Here is a 22,090-nt window from a genome sequence, read left to right as displayed (position 1 = left end):
GTGAGCGGCGTCGTCCTCGCCATCCTCGCCTCGGCGGGGCTGCTGTACGTGCTGGCCGCGGTCGACCTGCGCTGGTCACCGCTGCGGACGGCGAGCTGGCTGGCCGGCCTCGCCGTGGCGGCGGGCGGGCTGACCGGTCCGCTGGCGGCGGCGCACGGCGACCTGCGGGCGCACCTGGCCGCGCACCTGCTGACCGGGATGGTGGCGCCGGTGCTGCTGGTGCTGGCCGCGCCGGTCACCCTGCTGCTGCGCGCGCTGCCGGTGCGCCGGGCCCGGCTGGTCAGCCGGGTGCTGCGCTCGGGCCCGGCCCGGGTGCTGGGCGACCCGTTCGTCGCGGTCGCGCTCAACGTCGGCGGGCTGTGGCTGCTGCACGTCAGCGGCCTGCTCGGCACCGTGGCGCACTCCCCCGGCGGGCACCTGCTGGTCTCGGTGCACGTGCTGCTGACCGGCTGGCTGGCCACCGCCGCCGTCCTGGCGGTCGACCCGTCGCCGCACCGGCGGGGCGTGGTGGCCCGGGCGGTGGCGCTGGGCGCCGGCATGGCCGGGCACGACGTGCTGGCGAAGTGGCTCTACGCCCACCCGCCGGACGGCGTGACGAACGCGGCGGCGGGCGCACGGCTGCTCTACGACGGCGGCACGGTGGTGCACGTGCTCGTGGCCGCGCTGCTGTGGCGGCAGTGGTACCGCAGCCGGGCCGCCGTCCGGGACGCCGAACTGGCCGCCCGGCCCGCCCCGGTGTGAGCGCCGGTCAGGCCGGGTGGGCTCGCGCGTAGGCGGCGAAGCGGCGCAGCGACAGCCGGACGCCGGCCGCCATCACCGGGCGCACCAGCGGCCAGCCGGCCCGCCCGAGCACGCCCAGCGGCAGGTCCAGGCCCTCGGTCCAGACGAAGGTCGAGCCCCCACCGGCCCGCGGGCGCACCTCGAAGGTGCCGGTGCCGCGCACCACCCGGCCGGTGTGCCGCACGTCGACCCGCAGCGGTGGCGCCCAGCCGGTGATCAGCATGGTGTCCAGCACGCCCACCCGGCGGCCGAGCACCGGCAGCCGCACCCCGGTCGTGGCGGCCAGCTCACCGCCCACGCCCTGGCCGTCCTGCGCCCCGGAGCGGACGTCGGTGAGCAGCATCCACTCCCCCTGCCGGTCCCAGTCGACCAGCGCCGCCCAGACCTGCTCCGGCGGGGCGTCCACGTCCACCTGCTCGACCAGCTCAGGCACCGGTGCTCCTCTCGTCGTCCGCACCCGGGACGGGGACGCCGTCGGGGTCGGTGTCGTGCACGTCGACCGCCCGCGGCCGCGGCGGCAGCTGGGCCTGCAGTGCGGCGATCTCGACGTCCCGCTCGTCGATCACCTGGGCGAGCTGGTCCAGCAGCCAGTCGACCTCGGTCATCCGGTACCCCCGGACGGCGACCGAGATGCGCAGCGCGCGGACGTCGTCACCGACCACCTCCCGCCCCTCCGGCAGCTCGACCGGCGACCGCGCGACGTCGGCCGCGGGCTGGGTCTCCCCGCGGCCGAGCAGCAGCGAGGCACCCAGGAACAGCAGCCCGCCGACCAGCAGCAGGCCGATGACGAAGACCAGACCGCCCACGGTCAGCCGTCGACCGGTGCCCGCCCGGGGACCGGGTCCCCGGACGGCGGCTCCTCGGTGTGCTGCTCCCGGGCCGCGTCGGCGGCCTGGATCAGCTGCACCGCCTCCTCGACGGAGTCGGTGACGTGCAGCAGCTCCAGGTCGTGCGGGCCGACGGTGCCCTGGGCGACCATCGTCTGCCGGATCCAGTCGACCAGCCCCGCCCAGTACTCGCTGCCGAAGAGGATCACCGGGAAGCGGGTGACCTTGCGGGTCTGCACCAGGGTCAGCGCCTCGAACAGCTCGTCGAGGGTGCCGAAGCCGCCGGGCAGGATCACGAACGCCTGCGCGTACTTCACGAACATCGTCTTGCGCACGAAGAAGTAGCGGAACAGCACGCCGACGTCGACCCACTCGTTGAGCTCCTGCTCGAACGGCAGCTCGATGCCCAGCCCGACCGACATGCCGCCGGCGTCGCAGGCGCCCTTGTTGGCCGCCTCCATCGCGCCCGGGCCGCCACCGGTGATCACCGCGTAGCCGGCCTCGGCCAGCGCCGCGCCCAGCTGCACCCCGATGGCGTAGTACTCGGAGTCGCGCGGCGTGCGGGCGCTGCCGAAGACGCTCACCGCCCGGGGCAGGTCGGCCAGCAGCCCGAAGCCCTCGACGAACTCGGCCTGGATGCGCAGCACCCGCCACGGGTCGGTGTGCACGAAGCCGCTGTCGCCCCGCCGGTCCAGCAGTCGCTGGTCGGTCGTCGTCCCGGTGTTCCGCGGATCGGGTTCGCCGCCGCGCAGGGTGATCGGTCCGCGGTGGCGGACCGGTCGGCGCCGGTCGTCCTCGGGCTGGCTCATGCGTTGCTCCCCGTCTCGCCGTCGTTCTCGGTCAGGTAGGCGACCAGCGCGTCCTCGGCCGGCTGGAGCCGGTCGACGACGACGTGCTCGGCGGCCTGGTGTGCCTGGTTCGGGTCGCCCGGTCCGTAGTTGACCGCGGGGATGCCGAAGGCGGCGAACCGGGCGACGTCGGTCCAGCCCAGCTTCGCCCGGGGCGGCTGCCCGACCGCGGCGACGAACGCCGCGGCGGCCGGCTCGGACAGCCCCGGCAGCGCGCCTCCGGAGGAGTCGGTGAGCTCGAGGGCGGCGCCGGCGGCGAGGGCGTCGGCGAACACCTCGCGGACGTGGGCCAGCGCCTGGTCCTCGTCCCGGTCGGGGGCGAACCGGAAGTTGACGGTCACCCGGCACTCGTCGGGGACGACGTTGCCCGCCACCCCGCCCTCGATGCCCACGGCGTTGAGCCCCTCGCGGTAGGTCAGCCCGTCGATCTCCACCTCGCGCGCCGGGTACGCCGCCAGGGTGGCCAGGATGCCGGCCGCGCCGTGCACCGCGTTCACCCCGAGCCACGAGCGCGCGCTGTGCGCCCGCTTGCCGGGCACGGTCAGCACCACCCGCAGCGTGCCCTGGCAGCCGCCCTCGACCGCCCCGTCGGTCGGCTCCATCAGGATCGCCAGGTCGCCGTACAGCCAGCCCCGGCGCTCGCGGGCGACCCGGCCGAGGCCGTTGCGGACCGCCTCGACCTCCTCGTTGTCGTAGAACACGAAGGTCACGTCGCGGGCCGGCTGCGCGCCGGGGACGCCGAACCGGGCGGCCAGCCGCAGCATGACGGCGTCCCCGGCCTTCATGTCGCTGGTGCCGCAGCCGTAGAGCCGCTGCTCGCCGTCCACCGTCTCCAGCCGGCTGGGCAGGTTGCCGGCGATCGGCACGGTGTCCAGGTGCCCGGCGAGCACGATCCGGGTGTCCCGGTCGAGGTTCGTGCGGGCCAGCACCGAGTCGCCGATCCGCTCCACCTCCAGCCCGCCGAGGCCGCGCAGCGCCACCTCCACCGCGTCGGCCAACGGCCCCTCCGACCCCGAGACCGACGGCGCGTCGACCAGCGCCCGGGTCAGGGCGAGGACGTCGGCGGTCAGGTCCAGGGGGGCGGGTCCGGTCACGGGCCGAGCCTAATCAGGCCCACCCCGTGACCGGCCGCCCGCGCGGGTCCGGTCAGCGCGCCCGCAGCCGGACCGAGACACCGCCGGCCTGGTACACCGGCTCGACGTCGAACCGCCCGGTCGTCTCGACCACCGTGCCGAAGGTGCCGCGCACCGAGCGGGCCAGCAGCACCGGCACCGGACCGCCGTGCGCCCAGCGGCGGGCGTCCTCGACGGTGACCTCCAGCCGGCTGCCGGCCCCCAGGGTGGCGGTGCCGATCACCGACAGCGGCGGCTGCGGGCCGGCACCGAAGGTCAGTGCCAGCGCGCCACCGGTCAGGGTGACGTTCCCGCGGGCCGCGACGACGGTCGCGCCGGCACCCAGCCGCAGCGCCCCGCCCGCCACCTGCACCGGGCCGCGGCCGAGCGCGCTGTTGGACCGGGCGACCAGGGTCCCCTCGGTCACCCGGGTGCCCCCGGTCCAGCTGTTCGCCCCGGTCAGCTCCAGGGTGCCCGAGCCGGCCTTCACCAGGGCGCCGGTGCCGCCGACGTCGTTGCGCCAGGTGTCACGGGCGGAGAACCCTCCGGTGACGGCGTCCATGACCACCCGGACGTCGCCGGCCAGGCTGCCGTAACCGTCTGCGGCGGTGAACAGGTCCAGCCGGCCCCACAGCTCGGGGCCGTCCAGCAGCGGGTTGCCGGAGGGCAGCGCGGTGGTGCGGAGCACCTCGCGGCGCTGCTCGGCGGTCAGATAGGGCAGCCGGGTCTCCAGCAGCGCCTCGGCACCCTTGGGCACCACCATCGGGACGGTCGTCGACCCGCGGGTGGGCAGGCTGTAGGTCATCCGCTGCAGGTACGCCCGGCGGGCGGGCTCCCGGTCGGTGTAGGGGTCGTCGCTGTTCTGCGCGAGGTCGATCAGCGTCTCCGGCGTCGTCCCGGTCCGCGCGGTGAACCAGGCCAGCGCCTGCGCCCGGGCCTCGGCCTTCACCTGGGCGTTGCCGGCCTCGTAGAGCTTGGCCGCGGCGAGCGCAGTGCCCAGGATGCGGCCGCCGATGACGTCGGCCGGGGAGTGCATGCCGCTGACGATCCGGTAGTCGGCCAGGTGGGCGGCGCGCGCCACCATCTCCTGGTAGCGCTCCGGCACGGCGTAGGCCAGCGCCAGCGCGGCCAGCCAGTAGGCATTCGTGTGCCCGCTGACGTATCCGCCGTCGCTCTCCGGGGTGGTGCTGCGCTGGCGCAGCAGCTGCGGGGCGACCACGACGTCGGACCGGTACACCGGGAACCCGTACTCGTCGACGGCGCCGGTGGGCACCACGGTGTTCGCCACCGTCATCCGCCACGGGCGCGGGTACTGGTACGTGAACTTCGACGGGTTGCTGGAGGTGTTCGAGCCGCGCAGCGTGTTGACCAGGTCGACCACCCGGCCGAGCTCGGAGGCCGAGGACCCCGCACCCAGCGACGCGCCGGCCGGCGCACCGACCGGCAGGGCGTCGTCGATCTTGGTGGGCGGCGTGCCGTCGGGCGCCGAGGTGATGCTGGTGACCGCCTTGGCCCCCGTCCGGTACAGCTCGGCCAGCGGACCGAGCCCACCGGTGACGGCGTAGCTCTGGTGCTGCCGGTCGTAGATGAAGGACTGCTTCGCCTCGGCCGCGGTGCGGGCCCGGCTCACCTGCACGACGTGGGTGATGTTCTGCCGCAGCACCGGGTCGACCGCCAGGCCGGTGTCCCAGGTGGAGCCGGTCCGCCACAGGTCGGCCATCCCGGACAGGATGACGGCGGCAGCGTTCGTCTCCGTGTTGAGGTTGGCCGTCGTGTTGGTGTTGTAGTTGTCCACGAACGGCAGCAGCGGGTGGGTGGTGCCGGCCGCGGGCTCGCCGGCCTTCGCGGCCGGTGCGCGGAAGACGCTGGGGACGGCCAGCAGCGCCGTACCCACCGCCCCCAGCGCGAGGAAGCTCCGTCGGTCCACGTCCTGGTGCAGCAGCACTGCGCGTTCCCCTCGGGTCGGCCGGGCCGGGCGGCCCGTGCTCAGTCCAGGGCAGCGTCGCGGGACCGGGCCGCAGGTGGACGAACGGTGATCGGCGCCCGGTTGAACAGTCCTGGTGTGCCGGGTGGCCGCTGTGCGGGCCAGGTCACTGCCGCGCACTCGGTAGCCTCGGCGTCCGTGACGACCGCTGCAGAGACCACCGGCGCCAACGGCGTCGGCATCGCCACCCTGACCGCTGACGGCACGGTGCTGGACACCTGGTTCCCCTCCCCGGCGCTGAGCACCGCCGACCAGGGCGAGACCGGCACCCAGCAGATCGGGGTGCTGGAGCTGGAGGGGCTGCTCGGACCGGACTTCGCCGGGCTGGTGCGCAGCGACGACACCCGCGGGGTGCAGTCGATCGCCGTCTCGACCACGATCGCCGACCTGTCGGCGCCGCCGGTCGACGCCCACGACGTGTACCTGCGGCTGCACCTGCTCTCGCACCGGCTGGTCCGCCCGCACGGGATGAGCATGGACGGCGTCTTCGGTCTGCTCGCCAACGTGGCCTGGACCAGCGCCGGGCCGGTGCTCGCCACCGAGATCGACGCCGTCCGGGCCCGGCTGCGCGCCGCCCACGGCCAGCTGACCGTCTTCGGGGTGGACAAGTTCCCCCGGATGGTCGACTACGTCGTCCCCGCCGGGGTGCGGATCGCCGACGCCGACCGGGTCCGGCTCGGCGCCCACCTGGCCGAGGGCACCACGGTCATGCACGAGGGCTTCGTCAACTTCAACGCCGGCACGCTCGGCCCCTCCATGGTCGAGGGCCGGATCAGCGCCGGTGTGGTGGTCGGCGCCGACTCCGACATCGGCGGCGGCGCCTCGATCATGGGCACGCTGTCCGGTGGCGGGAAGCAGGTCATCTCGATCGGCTCCGGCTGCCTGCTGGGCGCCAACGCGGGCATCGGCATCTCCCTCGGCGACGGGTGCGTCGTCGAGGCCGGCTGCTACGTGACCGCCGGGTCCAAGGTCCGGCTGCCCGACGGGACGACGACCAAGGCCGGCGAGCTGTCCGGCCGCGACGGTCTGCTGTTCCGCCGCAACTCCCTGGACGGCGCGCTGGAGGCCCTGCCCCGCAACGGCGACTGGGGCGCCCTGAACGCCGCCCTGCACGCCAACTGACGGCGGCGGCGGGGCGGCTCATCGGGCTCGTCCGCCCCACCCGACCCCGGCGTCGCGCGGGCCACCGGCGCACAGCCGGCTGCCAGCGGAGCGACCTAGCATCGGCGCGATGGTGAGCTCCTCGGTCGCGGCCCGGCGGCCCCCGCCGCGGGCGACCCGTCCGGCGAGCCGGCCCCCCGCGCGAGCCCGCCGGCGCCGGTCACGGGCGCGCGGCCTGTGGCCGCTGCTGCTCGTCGCGGCCCTGGTCGCCGCCGTGGCGCTGAGCTGGCGGGACGACGAGGTGACGCCGTCGGTGCTGGCCGGGTGCACCGTGCCCCGCTCCGACGTCACCGTGACCACCGAGCAGGCCGCGGCCGCCGCCACCATCGCCGCGGTGGCCCGCTCCCGGGGCCTGCCGCAGCGGGCCACGGTGATCGCGCTGGCCACCGCCCAGCAGGAGTCGCGGCTGCGCAACCTGGACTACGGCGACCGCGACTCCCTGGGCCTGTTCCAGCAGCGCCCCTCGCAGGGCTGGGGCACCGAGGCCCAGGTGCAGGACCCGGTCTACTCCGCCGGCAAGTTCTTCGACGGGCTGGTCGAGGTGCCCGGCTGGGAGACCGGCCGGCTCACCGAGGTCGCCCAGGCCGTGCAGCGCAGCGGCTTCCCCGAGGCCTACCAGCAGTGGGAGCCGATGGCCTCCGCTCTGGCCGGCGCCCTCGCCGCGACCGAGGCAGGCGCCCTGGCCTGCGGCTACCCGCCGGGAGCCGCCGGCGACCCGGCCGCCCGGACGGCGGCGCTGACCGAGACCGCCCGACGGGAGGCCGGCGCGCCCACCACGGAGGCCGACGGCACGGTCACCATCGCCGGCGCCGGCTGGCCGGAGGCGACCTGGGCGGTCGCCCACGCCGAGCGGTTCGGCCTCACCCGGGTGTCGATGGACGGCTGGGCGTGGACCCCGGGCGGCGGCTGGGTCAGCACCCCCAGCGCCTTCGAGCTGCCGCTCCAGCTCCGGCTGGTCTGACTGTGAGGCTGGCCGGGTCGGTTCATCGGTGATGAGCTGACGGTCGGCAGCAGCGGGCGTGACTCTTGGTCTGACTGGCTTCGTGCCTTCGAGCGGACTTGTCCGTCTGCTGCTGCCGGCACCGGCCCGGCCGGAGACGTTGGCCTGATCAGGAGCTTGACCGCCAGTGGCTGCTGACGTGTCTCATCACAGTCCTGCCATCTCCGCACCGGACCGGGACCTGCTGCGTCCCCCGGTCAAGGAGAAGAACGCATGTCCATGCTGGCAGAACTGGTCGAGGTCGTCATCGGCGTCGACACCCATAGCCAGACTCACACCGCCGCGGTCCTCGATGCCCGCACCGGTGGCGTGCTGGCTCGCGCAACCGTCACCGCCGACCCGGACGGCTACGCCGAACTGCTCGCCCTGGCCGAGCAGCACGCCGGGCTGCGGGCCTGGGCGATGGAGGGCACCGGCGGCTACGGCGCCGGCCTGGCCCGCCACCTGGCCGACGGCGGTGAGATGGTCGTCGAACTCGACCGGCCCAAGCGGCCGGCCCGATGGGCCGGGGCGAAGTCCGACCCGATCGACGCCGAACGTGCCGCCCGAGATGCGCTGGCCCGTGTTCAGCTGGCCCAGCCCAAAACCGGCGCTGAGCGGGCAAGTCTGCAGATGCGACTGACCGCGCGACGGGCCGCGGTCGAGGCCGCCACCGCCGGCCAGCGGCAGCTGCTGGCGATGGTGATCACCAGCCCGGAGCAGGTGCGCTCACGGTTCCGCGGCCAAAGCACCCGCGCCATGATCGCCACCGCCGCCGGGCTGCGCCCGACCGCCTCCAGCGGCGATGTCGAGGCCATCACCGCGCTGACCGTGCTGCGCGAGCTGGCCCGCCGGATCCGATTCCTCGAAGCTGAAGCTCTCGATCACGAGAAGGCCATCCGCGCCATTGTCAGGTCCTGGCGACCAGACCTTCTCCAGCTCACCGGGGTCGGTCCGATCGTGGCCGCCACCGTGCTCACCGCGTGGTCTCACCCCGGCCGCTGCCGCAGCGACGCCGCCTTCGCCATGCTCGCCGGCACAGCACCGATCCCGGCGTCCTCGGGCAAGACCGTGCGCCACCGGCTCAACCGATCCGGGGACCGCCAGCTCAACCGTGCCCTGCACACCGTTGTCCTCAGCCGGCTGCAACGGGACGAGCGCACCCGCGCCTACGCCGACCGCCGCCGCACCCAGGGCAAGACCGACCGGGAGATCAAGCGCTGCCTCAAGCGCTACATCGCCCGCGAGCTCTACCGACGCCTCGAATCATCACCAGTCGCAGCTTGACGCGGCATAGGAGCGTCCGCTCGGTCAGTCGGCCAGCACCAGCACGAAGGCCGTCGCCGCCCCGGTCGCGGCGAGCGAGCGCACGGTGTTCCACCCCGTCCAGCGGGCCGCGTTCTCCCGCCACGCCTCCGCCGCCCCGGGTGCGGCCGCGTCCAGCCGGGCCAGCGCGTCGTTGAGCGGCACGTTGGCCAGCACGGTCACCCCGACCACGCCGAACAGGTACAGCGCCACCCCGGTCAGCACCGCCGGCCGCCGCTGCCCGGCGAGCTCCGCCCCGCCGAGCACCAGGCAGACCAGCGCGGTGCCGAACAGCAGCGTCATGAACACCGGCCGGACGGCGGTGCGGTTCACCGACTGCATCGCCGCCGCCCCCGACGCGCCGGGCAGGGCGGTCAGCGCCGGCACCACCAGCACGCTGAAGACGGCGAACGCCCCGGCGACCAGCCCCGACCCCAGCGACGCGACCACCAGCAGCGGCGCCCGCGCCCCGGTCACCGCCCGCTCCCGGCCAGCGCGCCGCGCCGCACCGCGTCGGCGAGGTCGGTGGCCGGCCGCCCCAGCGCGCGCTGCACCCCGTCGGTGGGGGCGGCGTTCCGGCCGTCGAGCACCTCGGTGAACAGGTGGGCCATCAGCGCGACCACGTCGTCCGGCACCCCGGCGGCGGTCAGCCCGGCGGCGTACGCGGCGAACGGCACCCGGCGCAGCCGCGCCGGCCGGCCGGTCACCGCGGCGACCTCCGCGACCGCCTCGTCGAAGGTGAGCGCCCGGGGGCCGGTCAGCTCGTACGTGCGCCCGGCGTGCCCGTCGTCCAGCAGGGCGGCGACCGCCACGTCGGCGATGTCCTCGGCGTCCAGGAACGGCTCCGGGACGTGCGGCACCGGCAGCGTCAGTTCCCCGGCGGCCAGCTCACCGGCGAACTGCCCCTCGGTGAAGTTCTGCACGAACCAGCTGCAGCGCAGCACCGTCCACGCCAGCCCGCCCTCCTCGGCGGCCTGCCGCACCGCGGCCTCCGCCCGCTGGGCGCCCGGCTCGCCCCGCCCGGACAGCAGCACCACCCGGCGCACCCCGGCCGCCGCGGCGGTGCGGGTGACCGCGGCGAGCACGTCGTCGGAATCGGGCACGGCCAGGTCGGGGGCGTAGGCGAGGTACACGGCCCGGGCGCCGGCCAGCGCCGGTGCCCAGGTGCCCGGCTCGGCCCAGTCCAGCCGGCAGGCGCTGCTGCGGGAGGCCACCCGGGGATCGACACCCCGGGCGCGGAGGCGGGTGGTGATGCGGCTGCCGGTGGTGCCGGTGCCGCCGGTCACGAGGATCGTCGGTTCGCTCATGCCGGTCAGTACAGCGACCCGCGGCGAGACGATCCATGGTCCAGAGGCGCTGTTGCATGCGCAGGCGTCTACGCTGCGCGGTATGGACCCGGTCGCCGCCCTGCTCGGCGGGCCGCACGCCCGCGGTGCCTTCCTGCTCCGCTCGCTGCTGCGGCCGCCATGGTCGCTGCGGATCGCCGACGAGGCGCCGCTGACCGTGCTGACCGTGCTGCGCGGGTCGGCCTGGGTGGTCCTCGCCGACGGCCGGACCGTGCCGGTACCGACCGGGGACGTCGTCCTGCTGCGCGGCCCACGGCCGTACACGGTGGCCGACGACCCGGCGACCGCGCCGCAGGTGCACGTCGGGCCCGGGCAGGTGTGCACCCCGGTCGGCGGGGCCGGCGGTGAGCCGATGGCCGTCCTGGGCGGGCGGTCGTGGGGCAACGACGCGGCCGGCCCGACCGTGCTGCTCACCGGCACGTACCCCGCGCCGGGCGCGGTGGGCGAGCGGCTGGTGCGGGCGCTCCCCGAGCTGGTCGTCGTCCGGGCCGATGCCGGCACCCGGGCGGTGACCGAGCTGCTGGCCACCGAGATCGACCGGGACGCCGCCGGGCAGGAGGCGGTGCTCGACCGGCTGCTCGACGTGCTGCTGGTGTCGGCGTTGCGCACGTGGGCGGCCCGCCCGGACGCCGGCGCCCCCGGCTGGTACCTCGCTGCCGGCGACCCGGTCGTGGGGCCGGCGCTCGCCCTGCTGCACGACCGGCCGGCCGAGCCGTGGACCGTCGCCTCGCTGGCCGGCGCCGTCGGGGTCGCCCGGGCCACCCTGGCCCGCCGGTTCACCGACCTGGTCGGCGAGCCCCCGATGAGCTACCTGACCGGCTGGCGGATCGCGCTGGCCACCGACCTGCTCCGCGACCCCTCGCTCACCCTCACCGGCATCGCCCGCCGGGTCGGCTACGCCAGCCCCTTCGCGCTGAGCGCCGCCTACAAGCGGGCCACCGGGGTCAGCCCCGCCGCCCACCGCGCCAGGCTGGGTGCCACCGGCTGAGGCCGGTCAGCCGGCGAGGCGCTCCACCGCGGCGTCGACCCGCTCGTCGGTGGCGGTGAGCGCCATCCGCACGTGCCGGCTGCCGGCGGGGCCGTAGAAGGTGCCCGGTGCCGCGACGATGCCCAGCCCGGCGAGCCAGTCGATCGTCGTCCAGCAGTCCTCGTCGCGGGTGACCCACAGGTACAGGCCCGCCTCGGAGTGGTCGATCCGTGCGCCACTGGCCCGGACGGCGGCGGCGAGCCGCTCGCGGCGCCGGCGGTAGCGCTCGCGCTGGGCGGCGACGTGCTCGTCGTCGGCGAGCGCGGCGGCCATCGCGGCCTGCACCGGCGTGGGCACGAGCAGGCCCAGGTGCCGGCGGGTCTCCCAGACCCGGCGGACCAGCACCGGGTCACCGGACAGCAGCCCGGCGCGGTACCCGGCCGCGGTGGACTGCTTGGACAGCGAGTGCACCGCGAGCAGCCCGGCGTGGTCGCGGCCGGCGACGTCGGGGTGCAGCAACGACCGCGGCTGGACGTCCCAGCCGAGCTCGACGTAGCACTCGTCGGCGACCACGGGCACCCCGTGTGCGCGCCCCCAGCCGGCCCAGTCGCGCAGCTGCACGTCGGTGAGCACCCGGCCGTGCGGGTTGCCCGGGGAGTTCAGCCAGACCAGGACGACGTCACCGGGGTCGGCCGGCGGGGCGTCGGTACGGCGCACGGTCAGCCCGGCGACCACCGCGCCGACCTCGTAGGTCGGGTAGGCGACCTCGGGGATGAGCACGGTGCCGCTGCGGAGCCCGAGCAGCGTGGGCAGCAGGGCGACGAGCTCCTTGGAGCCCACCGTCGGGATCACCGAGGGGTCGGCGCCGAACGGGTCGGCGAGCTGGACGCCCAGCCGGCGGTCCAGCCAGCCCGCGGCGGCCCGCCGGACCTCGGCGGTGCCCAGCGCCGTCGGGTAGCCCGGGGCGTCCCCGGCGGCGGCCAGCGCCGTCCCGAGCAGCGCCGGGGTCGGGTCGACCGGGGTGCCGATCGACAGGTCGACGGCACCGCCCGGGTGCTCAGCGGCGCGGGACCGCGCCTGCGCGAGGGAGTCCCAGGGGAAGTCCGGCAGCCGGACCGCGCTCAGTGCCCCTCACCCTGCGGCGGGAGGGCGGCGACCAGCGGGTGGTCCTTGTTGATCTTGCCGGTCTTCGCCGCGCCACCGGGGCTGCCCAGGTCGGAGAAGAACTCCACGTTGGCGTTGTAGAAGTCCTTCCACTTGTCCGGGACGTCGTCCTCGTAGTAGATGGCCTCCACCGGGCAGACCGGCTCGCAGGCACCGCAGTCGACGCACTCGTCGGGGTGGATGTAGAGCATCCGGTCGCCCTCGTAGATGCAGTCCACCGGACACTCGTCGATGCACGCCTTGTCGAGGACGTCGACACAGGCCTGGGTGATGACGTAGGTCACGGGGTTCCTCCGGGACGTGCGGGTGGCGCGTTCCCTGGCCGGCCAGGGGTGCGTTCGATCAACTCCAGTATCACCCGAGGCCCCGCGCTCCAGCGCGACGGGTCGGGCCGACACCCCCTCCTCCACCTGCTCACCCCGCACGCCGACCCCCGCCCGACGCCCTCCCAGGTGGACGTCGCAGGATCGCGGCATGGGACAGAGGCGGTCACCGCTGGGCGTCGTCGAGCTCGAGCTGCTGGCCGCCCGCGGCTGGCGCGCGCTGGAGGAGGACCGGCTGGGCGACTGGCTGCTGCGTGCCGGCAACGGCTTCACCGGCCGGGCGAACTCGGTGCTGGTCGTCGGTGACCCCGGGGTGCCGCCGGAGGAGGCGGTGGCCGCGGTGGCGCGCTGGTACGACGACCGCGGCCTGCAGCCGTGCGCGATGCTGCCGGGCGTGCAGTCCCGCCGCGCGGACGCCGCCTTCGCCGCGGCCGGCTGGGCCACCGACGGGGACGTGCTGGTGCTCACCGCGCCGGTCGCGCCCACCGGCCCGCCCGCCGTCCCGGTCGACCTCTCCCCCACCCCGGACGACGCCTGGCTGGCCGGCTACCGGTACCGGGGCGGCCCGCTGCCGGCCGGCGCGCTCGAGGTGCTGACCCACGGCGAGGACGTCGTCTTCGCATCGGTGCGGCTGGACCGCGAGCCGGCGCCGCTGGCCGCGGTCGCACGTGGCGTGCTCACCGACGGCTGGCTGGGCGTCACGGCGGTCACCGTCGCGGAGGAGCACCGCCGCCGCGGGCTGGCCACCGCGGTGATGGCCGGCCTGCAGCAGTGGGCCGCCGACCGGGGTGCCCACTCGGTCTACCTGCAGGTGACCGCGGAGAACGCCCCGGCGCGGGCGCTCTACCGCCGGGCCGGCTTCATCGAGCACCACCGCTACCACTACCGGCGACGGGTCGGCTGACCGGCGGGCGGGCCGGCGGCGCGCCCCCCAGCGCACGGCCGACGGCGAACGCCGCGGCGACCACGCCGACCAGCAGGAAGCCCAGGTTGACCAGCTCGGTGACCGCATCGCCGCCGGGCAGCAGCAGGTCGCCCTCCGGGCGCTGCATCGTCGCGGCCAGCGCGATGCCCAGCCAGACGACGGCGGGCAGCACGGCGACCAGCCGGGACCCGGAGAGCCGGTGAGCCGCGCCGACCAGGAGGACGTTGCCGAAGACCGCCGCCAGCAGGGAGACCGGGATCGGCACCCCGCCCAGCCGCCACGGCAGCCAGAAGACCTCCACCAGCGCCAGCCAGGCCGAGACCAGCACCGCGACGACCGCCCAGCCGGCCAGCCGGAGCCCCCTCATCCGGGCAGCCCGGCGAACAGGTCGTCCTCCCAGCCCTGCGGCCCGGGCCCGGCCGGACCGCGCTGCCCACGCACCAGCCGGTAGTGCTCGGTACCGAGCACCTGCTGCCCCAGGTTGTTCGACAGCGCGAAGAACGGCCCGTCGACCGTCATCTGGGTCGGGTGCGCCCGCATCGCGGCGTCCTTGCGGTCGGCGTACGGGCGGCCGTCGACCTCGGTGGTGACCACGTCGTCGGCGACGGCGAACGGCACCTCGTCCAGGTCGCCCAGCGCGGCGAACGGCGACTCCTCGCCCAGCGCCGCCATGGCGTCGATGCCGCGCTGCACCACCGAGCGGGGCATCGCGTTCCAGTAGACCTTGGCGACGGTCCAGGCCTCGCCCAGGTCGGGCCGGTAGGCGGGGTCCGCGGCGGCGTCCACCGCACCCATCGCGACCCGGTGCGCCTGGATGTGGTCGGGGTGCCCGTAGCCACCGATCTCGTCGTAGGTGACCAGCACCTGCGGCCGCACCTCCCGGACGACGGCGACCGCGTGCGCCACCGCCTCGGTGAGATCGGCCCGCCAGAAGGCGCGGGGCTTGTCGTTGGCGGGGGTGTCCATCATCCCGGAGTCCCGGTAGTGGCCCGCACCGCCGAGGAAGCGCCAGTCGGTGACCCCGAGGGCGGCCATCGCCGCGGCCAGTTCCCCGATCCGGTAGCCGCCGAGCTGGTCGGCCTGGTCGGCGGCCAGCTGCGCCAGCTCGGGCACCAGCACCTCCCCCTCCTCACCGAGGGTGCAGGTGAGCAGGGTGACGCCGACGCCCTCGGCCACGTACCGGGCCATCGTCGCCCCGTTGTTGATCGTCTCGTCGTCGGGGTGGGCGTGCACCAGCATCAGCCGGCGAGAGGGCGCAGTCACGCCGACGATTACACCGCGCCCCTCCGGGCCGCCCCGCGACCAGGTGCCGCCCCCACCCCGAGGAGCCGCTCGGTCGATGCCGGGGCGGAGACCCCCCGGACCTCGCACCGGCCCTCGACAGTCCCCCGGACGGCTGACCGCCCCCAGCCAGACGGGACGACCCGGCCACCACGGCACGTCGCGAGCGCAGCGAGCTGTCCGTCCCCGGCACGGACCCGCAGGGTCCTGCCGGGGACGGACCAGGGCCGCCGAACGAAGCTCACGAGCCCCTCGGTCGCGTTGCGGTCCGCGAGCAGAGCGAGCTGTCGATCGCCGGCACGGGCCCGCAGGGTCCTGCCGGCGATCGACGAAGCGGCTCAGCGCAGACCGGGCACGGCTCCTGGCCGCGTTGCGATCCGGAGGATCGCGTTACAGCACAGCCGTCGCTTCCGCGTAGTGGCAGGCGTTGAGGTGGCCGGTGCCCCGGGTCTCCAGCTTCGGGTCCTCGGTCATGCAGAGCTCCCGCTGGCCGTCGGTGAGCACGTTGGCGAACTTCTGGCAGCGGGTGCGGAACCGGCAGCCGGACGGCGGGTTGGCCGGGCTGGGCACGTCGCCGGAGATGATGATCCGCTGGCGGGCGCGCTCGCGGCGCGGGTCGGGCAGCGGGATCGCCGACAGCAGCGCCTGGGTGTAGGGGTGCACCGGCCGGTTGAACAGCTCTTCCTGCTCGGCGATCTCGATGATCCGGCCGAGGTACATGACCGCGACCCGGTCGGAGATGTGCCGGACGACCGACAGGTCGTGGGCGATGAACAGGTAGCTGAGGCCGAGGGAGTCCTTGAGGTCCTCGAGCAGGTTGATCACGCCTGCCTGGATGGAGACGTCCAGCGCGGACACCGGCTCGTCGAGCACCAGCACCTTGGGCTGCAGGGCCAGGGCCCGGGCGATGCCGATGCGCTGCCGCTGCCCGCCGGAGAACTCGGCCGGGTACCGGTTGGTGTGCTCGGGGTTCAGGCCCACGGTCTCGACGAGTTCGCGGACCCGGGAGCGCAACTCGTCGTCGTCCTTGGTCAGGCCGTGGATGATCAGCGGCTCGGCGACGATGTCGAACACCGGCAGCCGCGGGTTCAGCGAGGCGTAGGGGTCCTGGAAGACCAGCTGGATGTCCCGGCGGAGCGGGCGCATCTCCTTGCGCCCGAGCCCGACGATCTCCCGGCCCTGGAAGACCACGGAGCCGGCGGTGGCCGGCTGCAGGTTCAGGATCGCCCGCCCGGTGGTGGACTTGCCGCAGCCGGACTCGCCGACCAGGCCCAGCACCTCACCGGGGTAGAGGTCCAGGTCGACGCCGTCGACGGCGCGCACCGCACCCACGGTGCGCTTGATCAGGCCACCGCCCTTGATCGGGAAGTGCTTCTCCAGGCCGCGGACCGAGAGGATCGGCTCGCCGCGGGGGTCCGCGCCGTCGGCGGCGCGGTCGGTGGTGGGGGCGGTCATGCCCGGTCTCCGTTCGTGGGGCGCGGCTCGGGGCTCACGACGCTGCCGGTCCGGCCGGTGGTGGTGCCGGCGCCGGGCTCGGTCTGGTCGCCCGGCGGGGTGCCGGGGGCGCCGGTCTCCCGGCTCTCCTCGGTGGTGGTGAGGTCGGCGGACCGGGCGGTGCCGGCCGGCTCGGTGTCCGCGCCGGTGACGCTGAAGACGTCGGCGGCGTGGCCGTGGGCCTTGGCCACCTCGGCGGTGCGGATGCAGGCGGCCTCGTGTCCGCCACCGACCTGGAGCAGCGGCGGCTCGGCCTCGTCGCAGGCGGCGATGTGCAGCGGGCAGCGGGGTGCGAAGGGGCAGCCCGGCGGCATGTTCAGCAGCGAGGGCGGCGCACCGAGGATCGGGGTGAGCCGCTCCTTGGTGCTGGAGTCCAGCCGCGGCAGCGACCCGAGCAGCCCAAGCGTGTAGGGCATCCGCGGCTCGTAGTAGATGTCCTCGACGCTGCCGACCTCGACCGGGCGCCCGGCGTACATGACCAGCACCCGGTCCGCGAACCCGGCGACCACGCCGAGGTCGTGGGTGATCAGCACCATCGCGGCGCCGGTCTCCTGCAGGGCGGTCTGCAGCACCTCGAGGATCTGCGCCTGCACGGTCACATCGAGGGCGGTGGTCGGCTCGTCGGCGATGATCACCTCGGGCTGGTTGGCCATCGCGATCGCGATGACCACCCGCTGGCGCATGCCGCCGGAGAACTCGTGCGGGTAGGAGCGGACCCGCTCGCCGGCGTTCGGGATGCCGACCAGCTCCAGCAGCTCCACCGCCCGGGCCTCGGCGGCCTTGGACGACAGCGACTTGTCGTGGATCCGCAGGGTCTCCTCGATCTGGTACCCCACCCGGTAGACCGGGTCCAGCGAGGTCATCGGGTCCTGGAAGATCATCGAGACGCCCTTGCCGCGCACCCGGGACATGCTCCGGTCGCTCTGGCCGAGCAGCTCCTGGCCGCGGTAGCGGACCGATCCGGTGACCCGGGCCGAGCCCGGCAGCAGCCCCATGACCGCCAGCGAGGTCACCGACTTGCCGGAGCCGGACTCGCCGACGATGCCGAGCACCTCACCGGAGCGGAGCGTGTAGTCGACCCCGCGGACGGCGTGCACGGCGCCGTCCTCGGTCGGGAAGTGCACGTTGAGGTCGCTGACCTGCAGCAGCGGAGCGCTGGCGTCGAAGCCGCCGAGGCTGGTGGTGCGGCTGCCGGCCTGGCTGAGGGTGCCGGTCGAGGACGTGCCGACGGCGGTGGCACCGGACGCACCGGTGCCACTGGTCCCGAGGGTGGACATGGAACTCCCCGTCTTCAGTTCTGTCAGGCCCGCACGCGGCGGTTGCTGGGGTCGAAGGCGTCGCGGATGCCGTCACCGATCAGGTTGATCGCCAACACGATCAGCAGCAGCGCGATGCCCGGGTAGTAGAAGAGCCAGGGTCGGGTGCTCGCGGCCTGCACGCCGTCGGAGACCAGGCGGCCCAGCGAGGTCTGGTTGGCCCCGTTGACGCCGAACCCGAGGTAGGTCAGCGCGGCCTCGAGGGTGATCGCGGTGGCGGCGGCCAGCGTCGTCCACACGATCAGCGAGCCGAGCGTGTTCGGGATCAGGTGCTTGAAGATGATCCGGCTGTTGGAGGCGCCCATCGCGTGCGCGGCCTCCACGTACTCCTTCTCGCGCAGCGAGAGGAACTGGCTGCGCACGATGCGGGCGAGGTCGAGCCAGCCGAACAACCCCAGGATGATGCCGACGCCCAGCGGCGTCCGGGAGCTGGGGAAGTTGCTGGCCACGACGATGAGCACGACCAGCAGCGGCACGGTGAGGATCAGGTCGACGACCCGCATGAGCAGGCTGTCGACCCACTTGCCGAAGTAGCCGGCCAGCGCGCCGACCAGCAGGCCGAGCGGGAAGGCGATGACCACGAAGAGCAGCACGATGAACAGCGAGCGCTGCACGCCCTGCATCAGCCCGGCCAGCAGGTCGCGGCCGATCGCGTCGCTGCCCAGCAGGTAGCCGGCGGTGCCCGGGGGCACGGACTGGGCGCTGGAGTTCTGGGTGTCGTAGGTCTTGCCGTCGACCAGGGGGCCGATGAAGCCGAAGACCAGCAGGATCACGAACATGACCAGCCCGGTCATGCCGACCTTGTTGCGGAAGAACCGCCGGAAGATCTGCTGCCGCTGGCTGCGCGCCTTGACGGTGAACTCGCGCTCGACCCCGCCGCCGCTCTGCGGCGCGCCAGGGGTGGCGGGCAGGACGCCGCCGGCGGTGTCCTGCGTGGCCTGGGTGGTGGCCATGGGGTGTCCTTCTCTCTCGCGAGGCGGCTCAGGCCAGCCGGATCCGCGGGTCCAGGACCGCGTAGAGGATGTCGGCGATCAGGTTGAAGACGACGACGAAGACCGCGCTGACCAGCAGCCAGCCCAGCACCACGTTGATGTCCTGCTGCCCGATGCCGTTGGCGATCAGGTACTCGCCCATGCCGTGCCAGACGAAGACGGTCTCAGTGATGATCGCGCCACCGAAGAGGGTGCCGATGCCCAGTGCCACGACGGTGGTCAGCGGGATGAGCGCGTTCCGCAGGCCGTGCCGGACGATGGTGCGTCGATAGGTGAGCCCCTTGGCCCGGGCGAGGCGCATGTAGTCCGACCCGAGCACGTCGAGCATCGCGGCCCGCTGGAAGCGGCTCCAGGCGGCGAAGGACAGCATCGCCAGGCTGATCGTGGGCAGGATCAGGTGCCCCAGCCGGTCGGACCACAGCTCCCAACCGTCGGCGTACAGCGCGAGGCCGGGGGTCTCCTCACCGATGGTGTAGAGCACCTGGGAGCCGAACAGGTCGTTGATCCCGCCGGCCACGAACTCCTTGAGCAGCGCGGCGAACCAGAAGGTCGGCAGTGCGATCAGGATGTAGACGAAGAACGTGAGGGCGTAGTCGGAGGCCTTGTACTGCCGGACGGCGCCGATCACACCGACGATGATCGCCAGGACGACCGCGATCACCACAGCGGCGATGATCATCCGCCCGGTGACCCCGATCCGGCCGAAGAGCTGGTCGGCGACCGGGGTGCCGTTGACGGTCTGCCCGAAGTCGCCGGTCACGGCACCGCTGAGCCAGTTCCAGTACCGGACGAAGAAGTTGTCGTTGAGCCCCAGCTCGTCGCGCAGGTTGTTGAAGAACGACTCCGGCGGCCGGGGGTTCAGCGTGTAGTACCGGGACAGCGGGTCGAAGCTGGCCGCGCAGAGCGCGAAGACCAGGAACGAGCTCACCAGCAACACGAGGACCGACGCGATGATCCGCCGGATCGTGAAGAAGAACATGCGGTGACCTTACGCCGGGAGCGGAAGCCGTCCGGTGTCGGACGGCCAGGTGAGCGGCGCGTCCTGGGAGGGACGGGCCGGCCGGTGGCGATGGGGCGGCAGGGCCGCCATGCGGGGGTCACTGCCGCGCAACAGCGGCGACACATCGACCCCGGACACCCCACGGCCCCCCGGGAGTGATCCCAGGGGGCCGTGGGCCCGGGTCCCGGCGCCGCCGCGGGGGGCGGCGCCGGGTCCGGTGGTGCTCAGTGCGGGTGTTGCTCGGTGCGGGTGGTGCTCGGTGCAGGTGGTGCTCAGGCGACCGAGGTCACTCGATCGTCCAGGTCTGCGAGTTCCAGAGCGGACCGGCCTCGGTGGGGTTGTCCTGCACACCCTCGATCGAGGACTGGTACGCGATGAAGGTCGGCTTCTGGTAGAGCGGGATGGTGGCCATCTGCTCCCACAGCAGGGCGTCGATCTCGTTGCCCAGCTCCGCCTGCCGCTCGCGCTCCGGCGTGGTGCCCAGCTCCGCGAAGAGGGCGTCGATCTCCGGCGTCCCGATCCGGGAGTAGTTCTGCTGGACGTTGTCGCCCTGCGGCGTCTGGTAGATCGACTGCGACGAGGTGACGAACGGGTTGCCCACCCAGGCGAAGAGCGCGGCCTGGAAACCGCCGGCCTCGAGGCTGGTCGGCTGCTCGGCACCGGCGAAGATGTCCGGGTTGGCGTTGAACGTCGCGTTGATGCCCGCCTCGCGCAGCTGCGGGATCATCACCTCGATCGTCGTCTGCCGCAGCGGGTTGTTCGCCGTGGTGTCGATCTGGATGTTCAGCGGGCCACGCTCGGGGTGGGTGTAGATCCCGTCGGCGCCGGCGGTGTAGCCGGACTGCTCGAGCAGCGCGCGGGCGGCGTCGACGCTCTGGGTCTTGACCTCCTCCGGTGCGGTGTCCTCGTACTCGGGCTGGGTGTTCAGCCAGATCCGGTTGTTGAGGACCTGCGCGTCGCTGGAGAACTGGCCGACGGTCTGGTCGACGATCTCCTCACGGTCCAGCGCGTAGGCGAAGGCCGTGCGGACGTTCGGGTCGGCCAGGTGCGGGTCCTGGGTGTTGAGGTCGACGTGCTCGAAGGAGAGACCGAAGCTGATCTCGCTCTCGACGTTCGGCTCCAGCGCCTGGATCTGCTCGACCAGGTCCAGCTGCGGCTGCGGGTAGATCACGCCGAGCTCACCGGACTGGATGCCCTGGACGGCGGTCGTCGGGTCGTTGCCGATGTTCTGGATGATCAGCTGCTCGAGGTTCGGGCCGTCGCCCCACCACTCCGGGTTGGGGGTCAGCACGATGACCTGGGTGCCGGCGTCGATGTTCGACACCTGCCAGGGGCCACCGGAGATGTTCTCCGGCAGGCCCTCGGAGATCGGCCAGCCGGTGGTGATCGTCTCGCAGAGCGCGACCGGGTCCTCGGAGGCCATGAGGTGGGCCGGCAGCAGGTTCTCGAAGTTGCCCTGCCAGTCGGCGAACGGCGTGGTGTAGGTGACGGTGACGGTCTTGCCGTCGTCCGAGCCCTCGACGCTCTCGATGATGTCGTAGCCGGTGGTCGACAGGACGGCGGGGCAGCCGCCGTCGGCCGGGTCGCCGCTGCGGTTGGCCTGCCAGGTGAACTCGAAGTCGTCGGCGGTGATCGGGGTGCCGTCGCTCCAGACCGCTTCCTCGTTGATCGAGTAGGTGTTGACCTGGGTGCCGCCGTCGGTCTCGAGGGTCGGCTCCTCGGTCAGCAGCTCGTCGTTGTACTCGACGGTGAAGTCGGGCTGGATGTGGTACGGCGAGGGCAGGACGCGGATCAGCACGTTGGCCACCGACGTCGCGTTGCCGGCCGCGATGTTCGGGTACAGGTTCTCCGGGAAGTCCGTGGACTCACCGAAGACGACCCGACCCGAGGCGCCGCTCTCGCCGTCGCCGCCACCGTCGTCACTGCCGCCGCCACAGGCCGACAGCGCCATCGCACCGGTGAGCCCGGTCGCGATGAGCATCGCACTGCGCTTGCTCAACTTCACGTTGGATTGCCTCCTCGACCCGCGGAAGCGGGAGGAACGATCAGGTCTGACCGACCCGGGATCACCGGACGGACTGGGGGTCGTGCGTGAACGCACGCTGTCAGGCAGCTGTCGGGACGCTGACGGACAGGAGCGACGGGGCAGACCCTAGGCAGAGCCGGAAGAGGCAGTCCACGACCGTCATCATTTTGTGACCTGTGCAAACGACCACCTGGGAGAACGCGAAACACCGACGCAATACAACCGTTGCGACCGGACACTTTTCGACGCTTCGATGATCT

The 22,090-nt window shown here is 73.9% G+C and carries 22 protein-coding genes; 6 read left to right on the top strand and 16 right to left on the bottom strand.

The features are described from left to right. Complete coding sequence (locus Q1A09_RS09450; RefSeq protein WP_299953968.1) at positions 1 to 741, top strand: cytochrome c oxidase assembly protein; 741 nt, start codon at positions 1 to 3, stop codon at positions 739 to 741. A gap of 7 nt (positions 742 to 748) precedes the next feature. On the opposite strand, the gene Q1A09_RS09445 is transcribed toward Q1A09_RS09450, so the two are convergent. From Q1A09_RS09445 to Q1A09_RS09425, 5 genes are read right to left on the bottom strand one after another with little or no spacing between them, the layout of a single operon-like run. Beyond that, on the bottom strand, positions 749 to 1,213 hold the full coding sequence (locus Q1A09_RS09445; RefSeq protein ID WP_299953966.1) for an SRPBCC family protein: 465 nt from the start codon (positions 1,211 to 1,213) through the stop codon (positions 749 to 751). After that, the gene (locus Q1A09_RS09440) at positions 1,206 to 1,586 is read right to left on the bottom strand and encodes a DivIVA domain-containing protein (protein ID WP_299953963.1); all 381 of its coding nucleotides are present in this window, start codon (positions 1,584 to 1,586) and stop codon (positions 1,206 to 1,208) included. The genes Q1A09_RS09445 and Q1A09_RS09440 overlap by 8 nt, the downstream gene beginning before the upstream one ends. 2 nt (positions 1,587 to 1,588) lie before the next feature. Then, complete coding sequence (locus tag Q1A09_RS09435) at positions 1,589 to 2,416, bottom strand: TIGR00730 family Rossman fold protein (RefSeq protein WP_299953961.1); 828 nt, start codon at positions 2,414 to 2,416, stop codon at positions 1,589 to 1,591. Next, a complete protein-coding gene (gene dapE, locus Q1A09_RS09430) occupies positions 2,413 to 3,549 on the bottom strand; it encodes a succinyl-diaminopimelate desuccinylase (protein ID WP_299953959.1) in 1,137 nt (378 codons plus the stop codon). Before dapE ends, Q1A09_RS09435 begins: the two co-directional genes overlap by 4 nt. Before the next feature lie 52 nt (positions 3,550 to 3,601). Beyond that, complete coding sequence (locus tag Q1A09_RS09425; RefSeq protein ID WP_299953957.1) at positions 3,602 to 5,512, bottom strand: phosphatase PAP2 family protein; 1,911 nt, start codon at positions 5,510 to 5,512, stop codon at positions 3,602 to 3,604. 177 nt (positions 5,513 to 5,689) lie between these two features. Here Q1A09_RS09425 and dapD point away from each other — a divergent pair, with 177 nt between their 5' ends. The 3 genes from dapD to Q1A09_RS09410 all read left to right on the top strand — a co-directional run bounded on the left by dapD (position 5,690) and on the right by Q1A09_RS09410 (position 8,978). Further along, positions 5,690 to 6,673: a 2,3,4,5-tetrahydropyridine-2,6-dicarboxylate N-succinyltransferase gene (dapD, locus tag Q1A09_RS09420; protein ID WP_299953955.1), complete on the top strand. Its 984-nt coding sequence runs from the start codon at positions 5,690 to 5,692 to the stop codon at positions 6,671 to 6,673. A 109-nt stretch (positions 6,674 to 6,782) separates the two neighbouring features. Then, positions 6,783 to 7,673 (top strand): hypothetical protein, encoded by an 891-nt coding sequence (locus Q1A09_RS09415; protein ID WP_299953953.1) that lies wholly within the window; start codon positions 6,783 to 6,785, stop codon positions 7,671 to 7,673. A gap of 252 nt (positions 7,674 to 7,925) precedes the next feature. Further along, positions 7,926 to 8,978: an IS110 family transposase gene (locus tag Q1A09_RS09410; RefSeq protein WP_299953951.1), complete on the top strand. Its 1,053-nt coding sequence runs from the start codon at positions 7,926 to 7,928 to the stop codon at positions 8,976 to 8,978. A 24-nt stretch (positions 8,979 to 9,002) separates the two neighbouring features. Here the strand turns inward: Q1A09_RS09410 and Q1A09_RS09405 are convergent, their stop codons facing one another. Together Q1A09_RS09405 and Q1A09_RS09400 are read right to left on the bottom strand one after the other, a co-directional pair. Then, entirely contained in the window at positions 9,003 to 9,473 is a 471-nt protein-coding gene (locus tag Q1A09_RS09405; RefSeq protein ID WP_299953949.1) for a DUF1772 domain-containing protein, read from the bottom strand. After that, the gene (locus Q1A09_RS09400) at positions 9,470 to 10,303 is read right to left on the bottom strand and encodes an NAD(P)H-binding protein (RefSeq protein WP_299953946.1); all 834 of its coding nucleotides are present in this window, start codon (positions 10,301 to 10,303) and stop codon (positions 9,470 to 9,472) included. The genes Q1A09_RS09405 and Q1A09_RS09400 overlap by 4 nt, the downstream gene beginning before the upstream one ends. An 82-nt stretch (positions 10,304 to 10,385) precedes the next feature. Between Q1A09_RS09400 and Q1A09_RS09395 the strand changes: the two genes are divergently transcribed. Next, positions 10,386 to 11,330: an AraC family transcriptional regulator gene (locus Q1A09_RS09395; RefSeq protein WP_299953944.1), complete on the top strand. Its 945-nt coding sequence runs from the start codon at positions 10,386 to 10,388 to the stop codon at positions 11,328 to 11,330. A gap of 6 nt (positions 11,331 to 11,336) precedes the next feature. On the opposite strand, the gene dapC is transcribed toward Q1A09_RS09395, so the two are convergent. Together dapC and fdxA are read right to left on the bottom strand one after the other, a co-directional pair. Then, positions 11,337 to 12,419 (bottom strand): succinyldiaminopimelate transaminase, encoded by a 1,083-nt coding sequence (gene dapC, locus Q1A09_RS09390; RefSeq protein WP_299954684.1) that lies wholly within the window; start codon positions 12,417 to 12,419, stop codon positions 11,337 to 11,339. Positions 12,420 to 12,430: 11 nt separating this feature from the next. Beyond that, the gene (fdxA, locus tag Q1A09_RS09385) at positions 12,431 to 12,757 is read right to left on the bottom strand and encodes a ferredoxin (RefSeq protein WP_091764542.1); all 327 of its coding nucleotides are present in this window, start codon (positions 12,755 to 12,757) and stop codon (positions 12,431 to 12,433) included. A 190-nt stretch (positions 12,758 to 12,947) separates the two neighbouring features. Between fdxA and Q1A09_RS09380 the strand changes: the two genes are divergently transcribed. Continuing rightward, positions 12,948 to 13,700, top strand: a complete 753-nt coding sequence (locus Q1A09_RS09380; protein WP_299953938.1) for a GNAT family N-acetyltransferase — start codon at positions 12,948 to 12,950, stop codon at positions 13,698 to 13,700. Here Q1A09_RS09380 and Q1A09_RS09375 read toward each other — a convergent pair. The 7 genes from Q1A09_RS09375 to Q1A09_RS09345 form a co-directional block, all read right to left on the bottom strand. After that, positions 13,657 to 14,088 (bottom strand): hypothetical protein, encoded by a 432-nt coding sequence (locus Q1A09_RS09375; RefSeq protein ID WP_299953937.1) that lies wholly within the window; start codon positions 14,086 to 14,088, stop codon positions 13,657 to 13,659. The genes Q1A09_RS09380 and Q1A09_RS09375 overlap by 44 nt on opposite strands. Beyond that, a complete protein-coding gene (gene mshB, locus Q1A09_RS09370; RefSeq protein ID WP_299953935.1) occupies positions 14,085 to 14,984 on the bottom strand; it encodes an N-acetyl-1-D-myo-inositol-2-amino-2-deoxy-alpha-D-glucopyranoside deacetylase in 900 nt (299 codons plus the stop codon). The genes Q1A09_RS09375 and mshB overlap by 4 nt, the downstream gene beginning before the upstream one ends. Before the next feature lie 408 nt (positions 14,985 to 15,392). Continuing rightward, positions 15,393 to 16,457, bottom strand: coding sequence for an ABC transporter ATP-binding protein (locus tag Q1A09_RS09365; RefSeq protein ID WP_299953932.1), 1,065 nt, complete (start codon positions 16,455 to 16,457; stop codon positions 15,393 to 15,395). Then, the gene (locus Q1A09_RS09360) at positions 16,454 to 17,773 is read right to left on the bottom strand and encodes an ABC transporter ATP-binding protein (RefSeq protein WP_299953930.1); all 1,320 of its coding nucleotides are present in this window, start codon (positions 17,771 to 17,773) and stop codon (positions 16,454 to 16,456) included. The genes Q1A09_RS09365 and Q1A09_RS09360 overlap by 4 nt, the downstream gene beginning before the upstream one ends. 23 nt (positions 17,774 to 17,796) lie before the next feature. Next, positions 17,797 to 18,765, bottom strand: coding sequence for an ABC transporter permease (locus Q1A09_RS09355; protein ID WP_299953927.1), 969 nt, complete (start codon positions 18,763 to 18,765; stop codon positions 17,797 to 17,799). Positions 18,766 to 18,793: 28 nt separating this feature from the next. Beyond that, complete coding sequence (locus tag Q1A09_RS09350) at positions 18,794 to 19,783, bottom strand: ABC transporter permease (RefSeq protein WP_299953925.1); 990 nt, start codon at positions 19,781 to 19,783, stop codon at positions 18,794 to 18,796. A 307-nt stretch (positions 19,784 to 20,090) separates the two neighbouring features. Beyond that, positions 20,091 to 21,809, bottom strand: coding sequence for an ABC transporter family substrate-binding protein (locus Q1A09_RS09345; protein WP_299953924.1), 1,719 nt, complete (start codon positions 21,807 to 21,809; stop codon positions 20,091 to 20,093). Between the last annotated feature and the right edge of the window lie 281 nt (positions 21,810 to 22,090).

The organism is uncultured Modestobacter sp. (assembly GCF_947486615.1).
In the GTDB taxonomy this organism is placed as follows: Bacteria; Actinomycetota; Actinomycetes; order Mycobacteriales; family Geodermatophilaceae; genus Modestobacter.
This window is presented reverse-complemented; position numbering and strand designations above follow the sequence as displayed.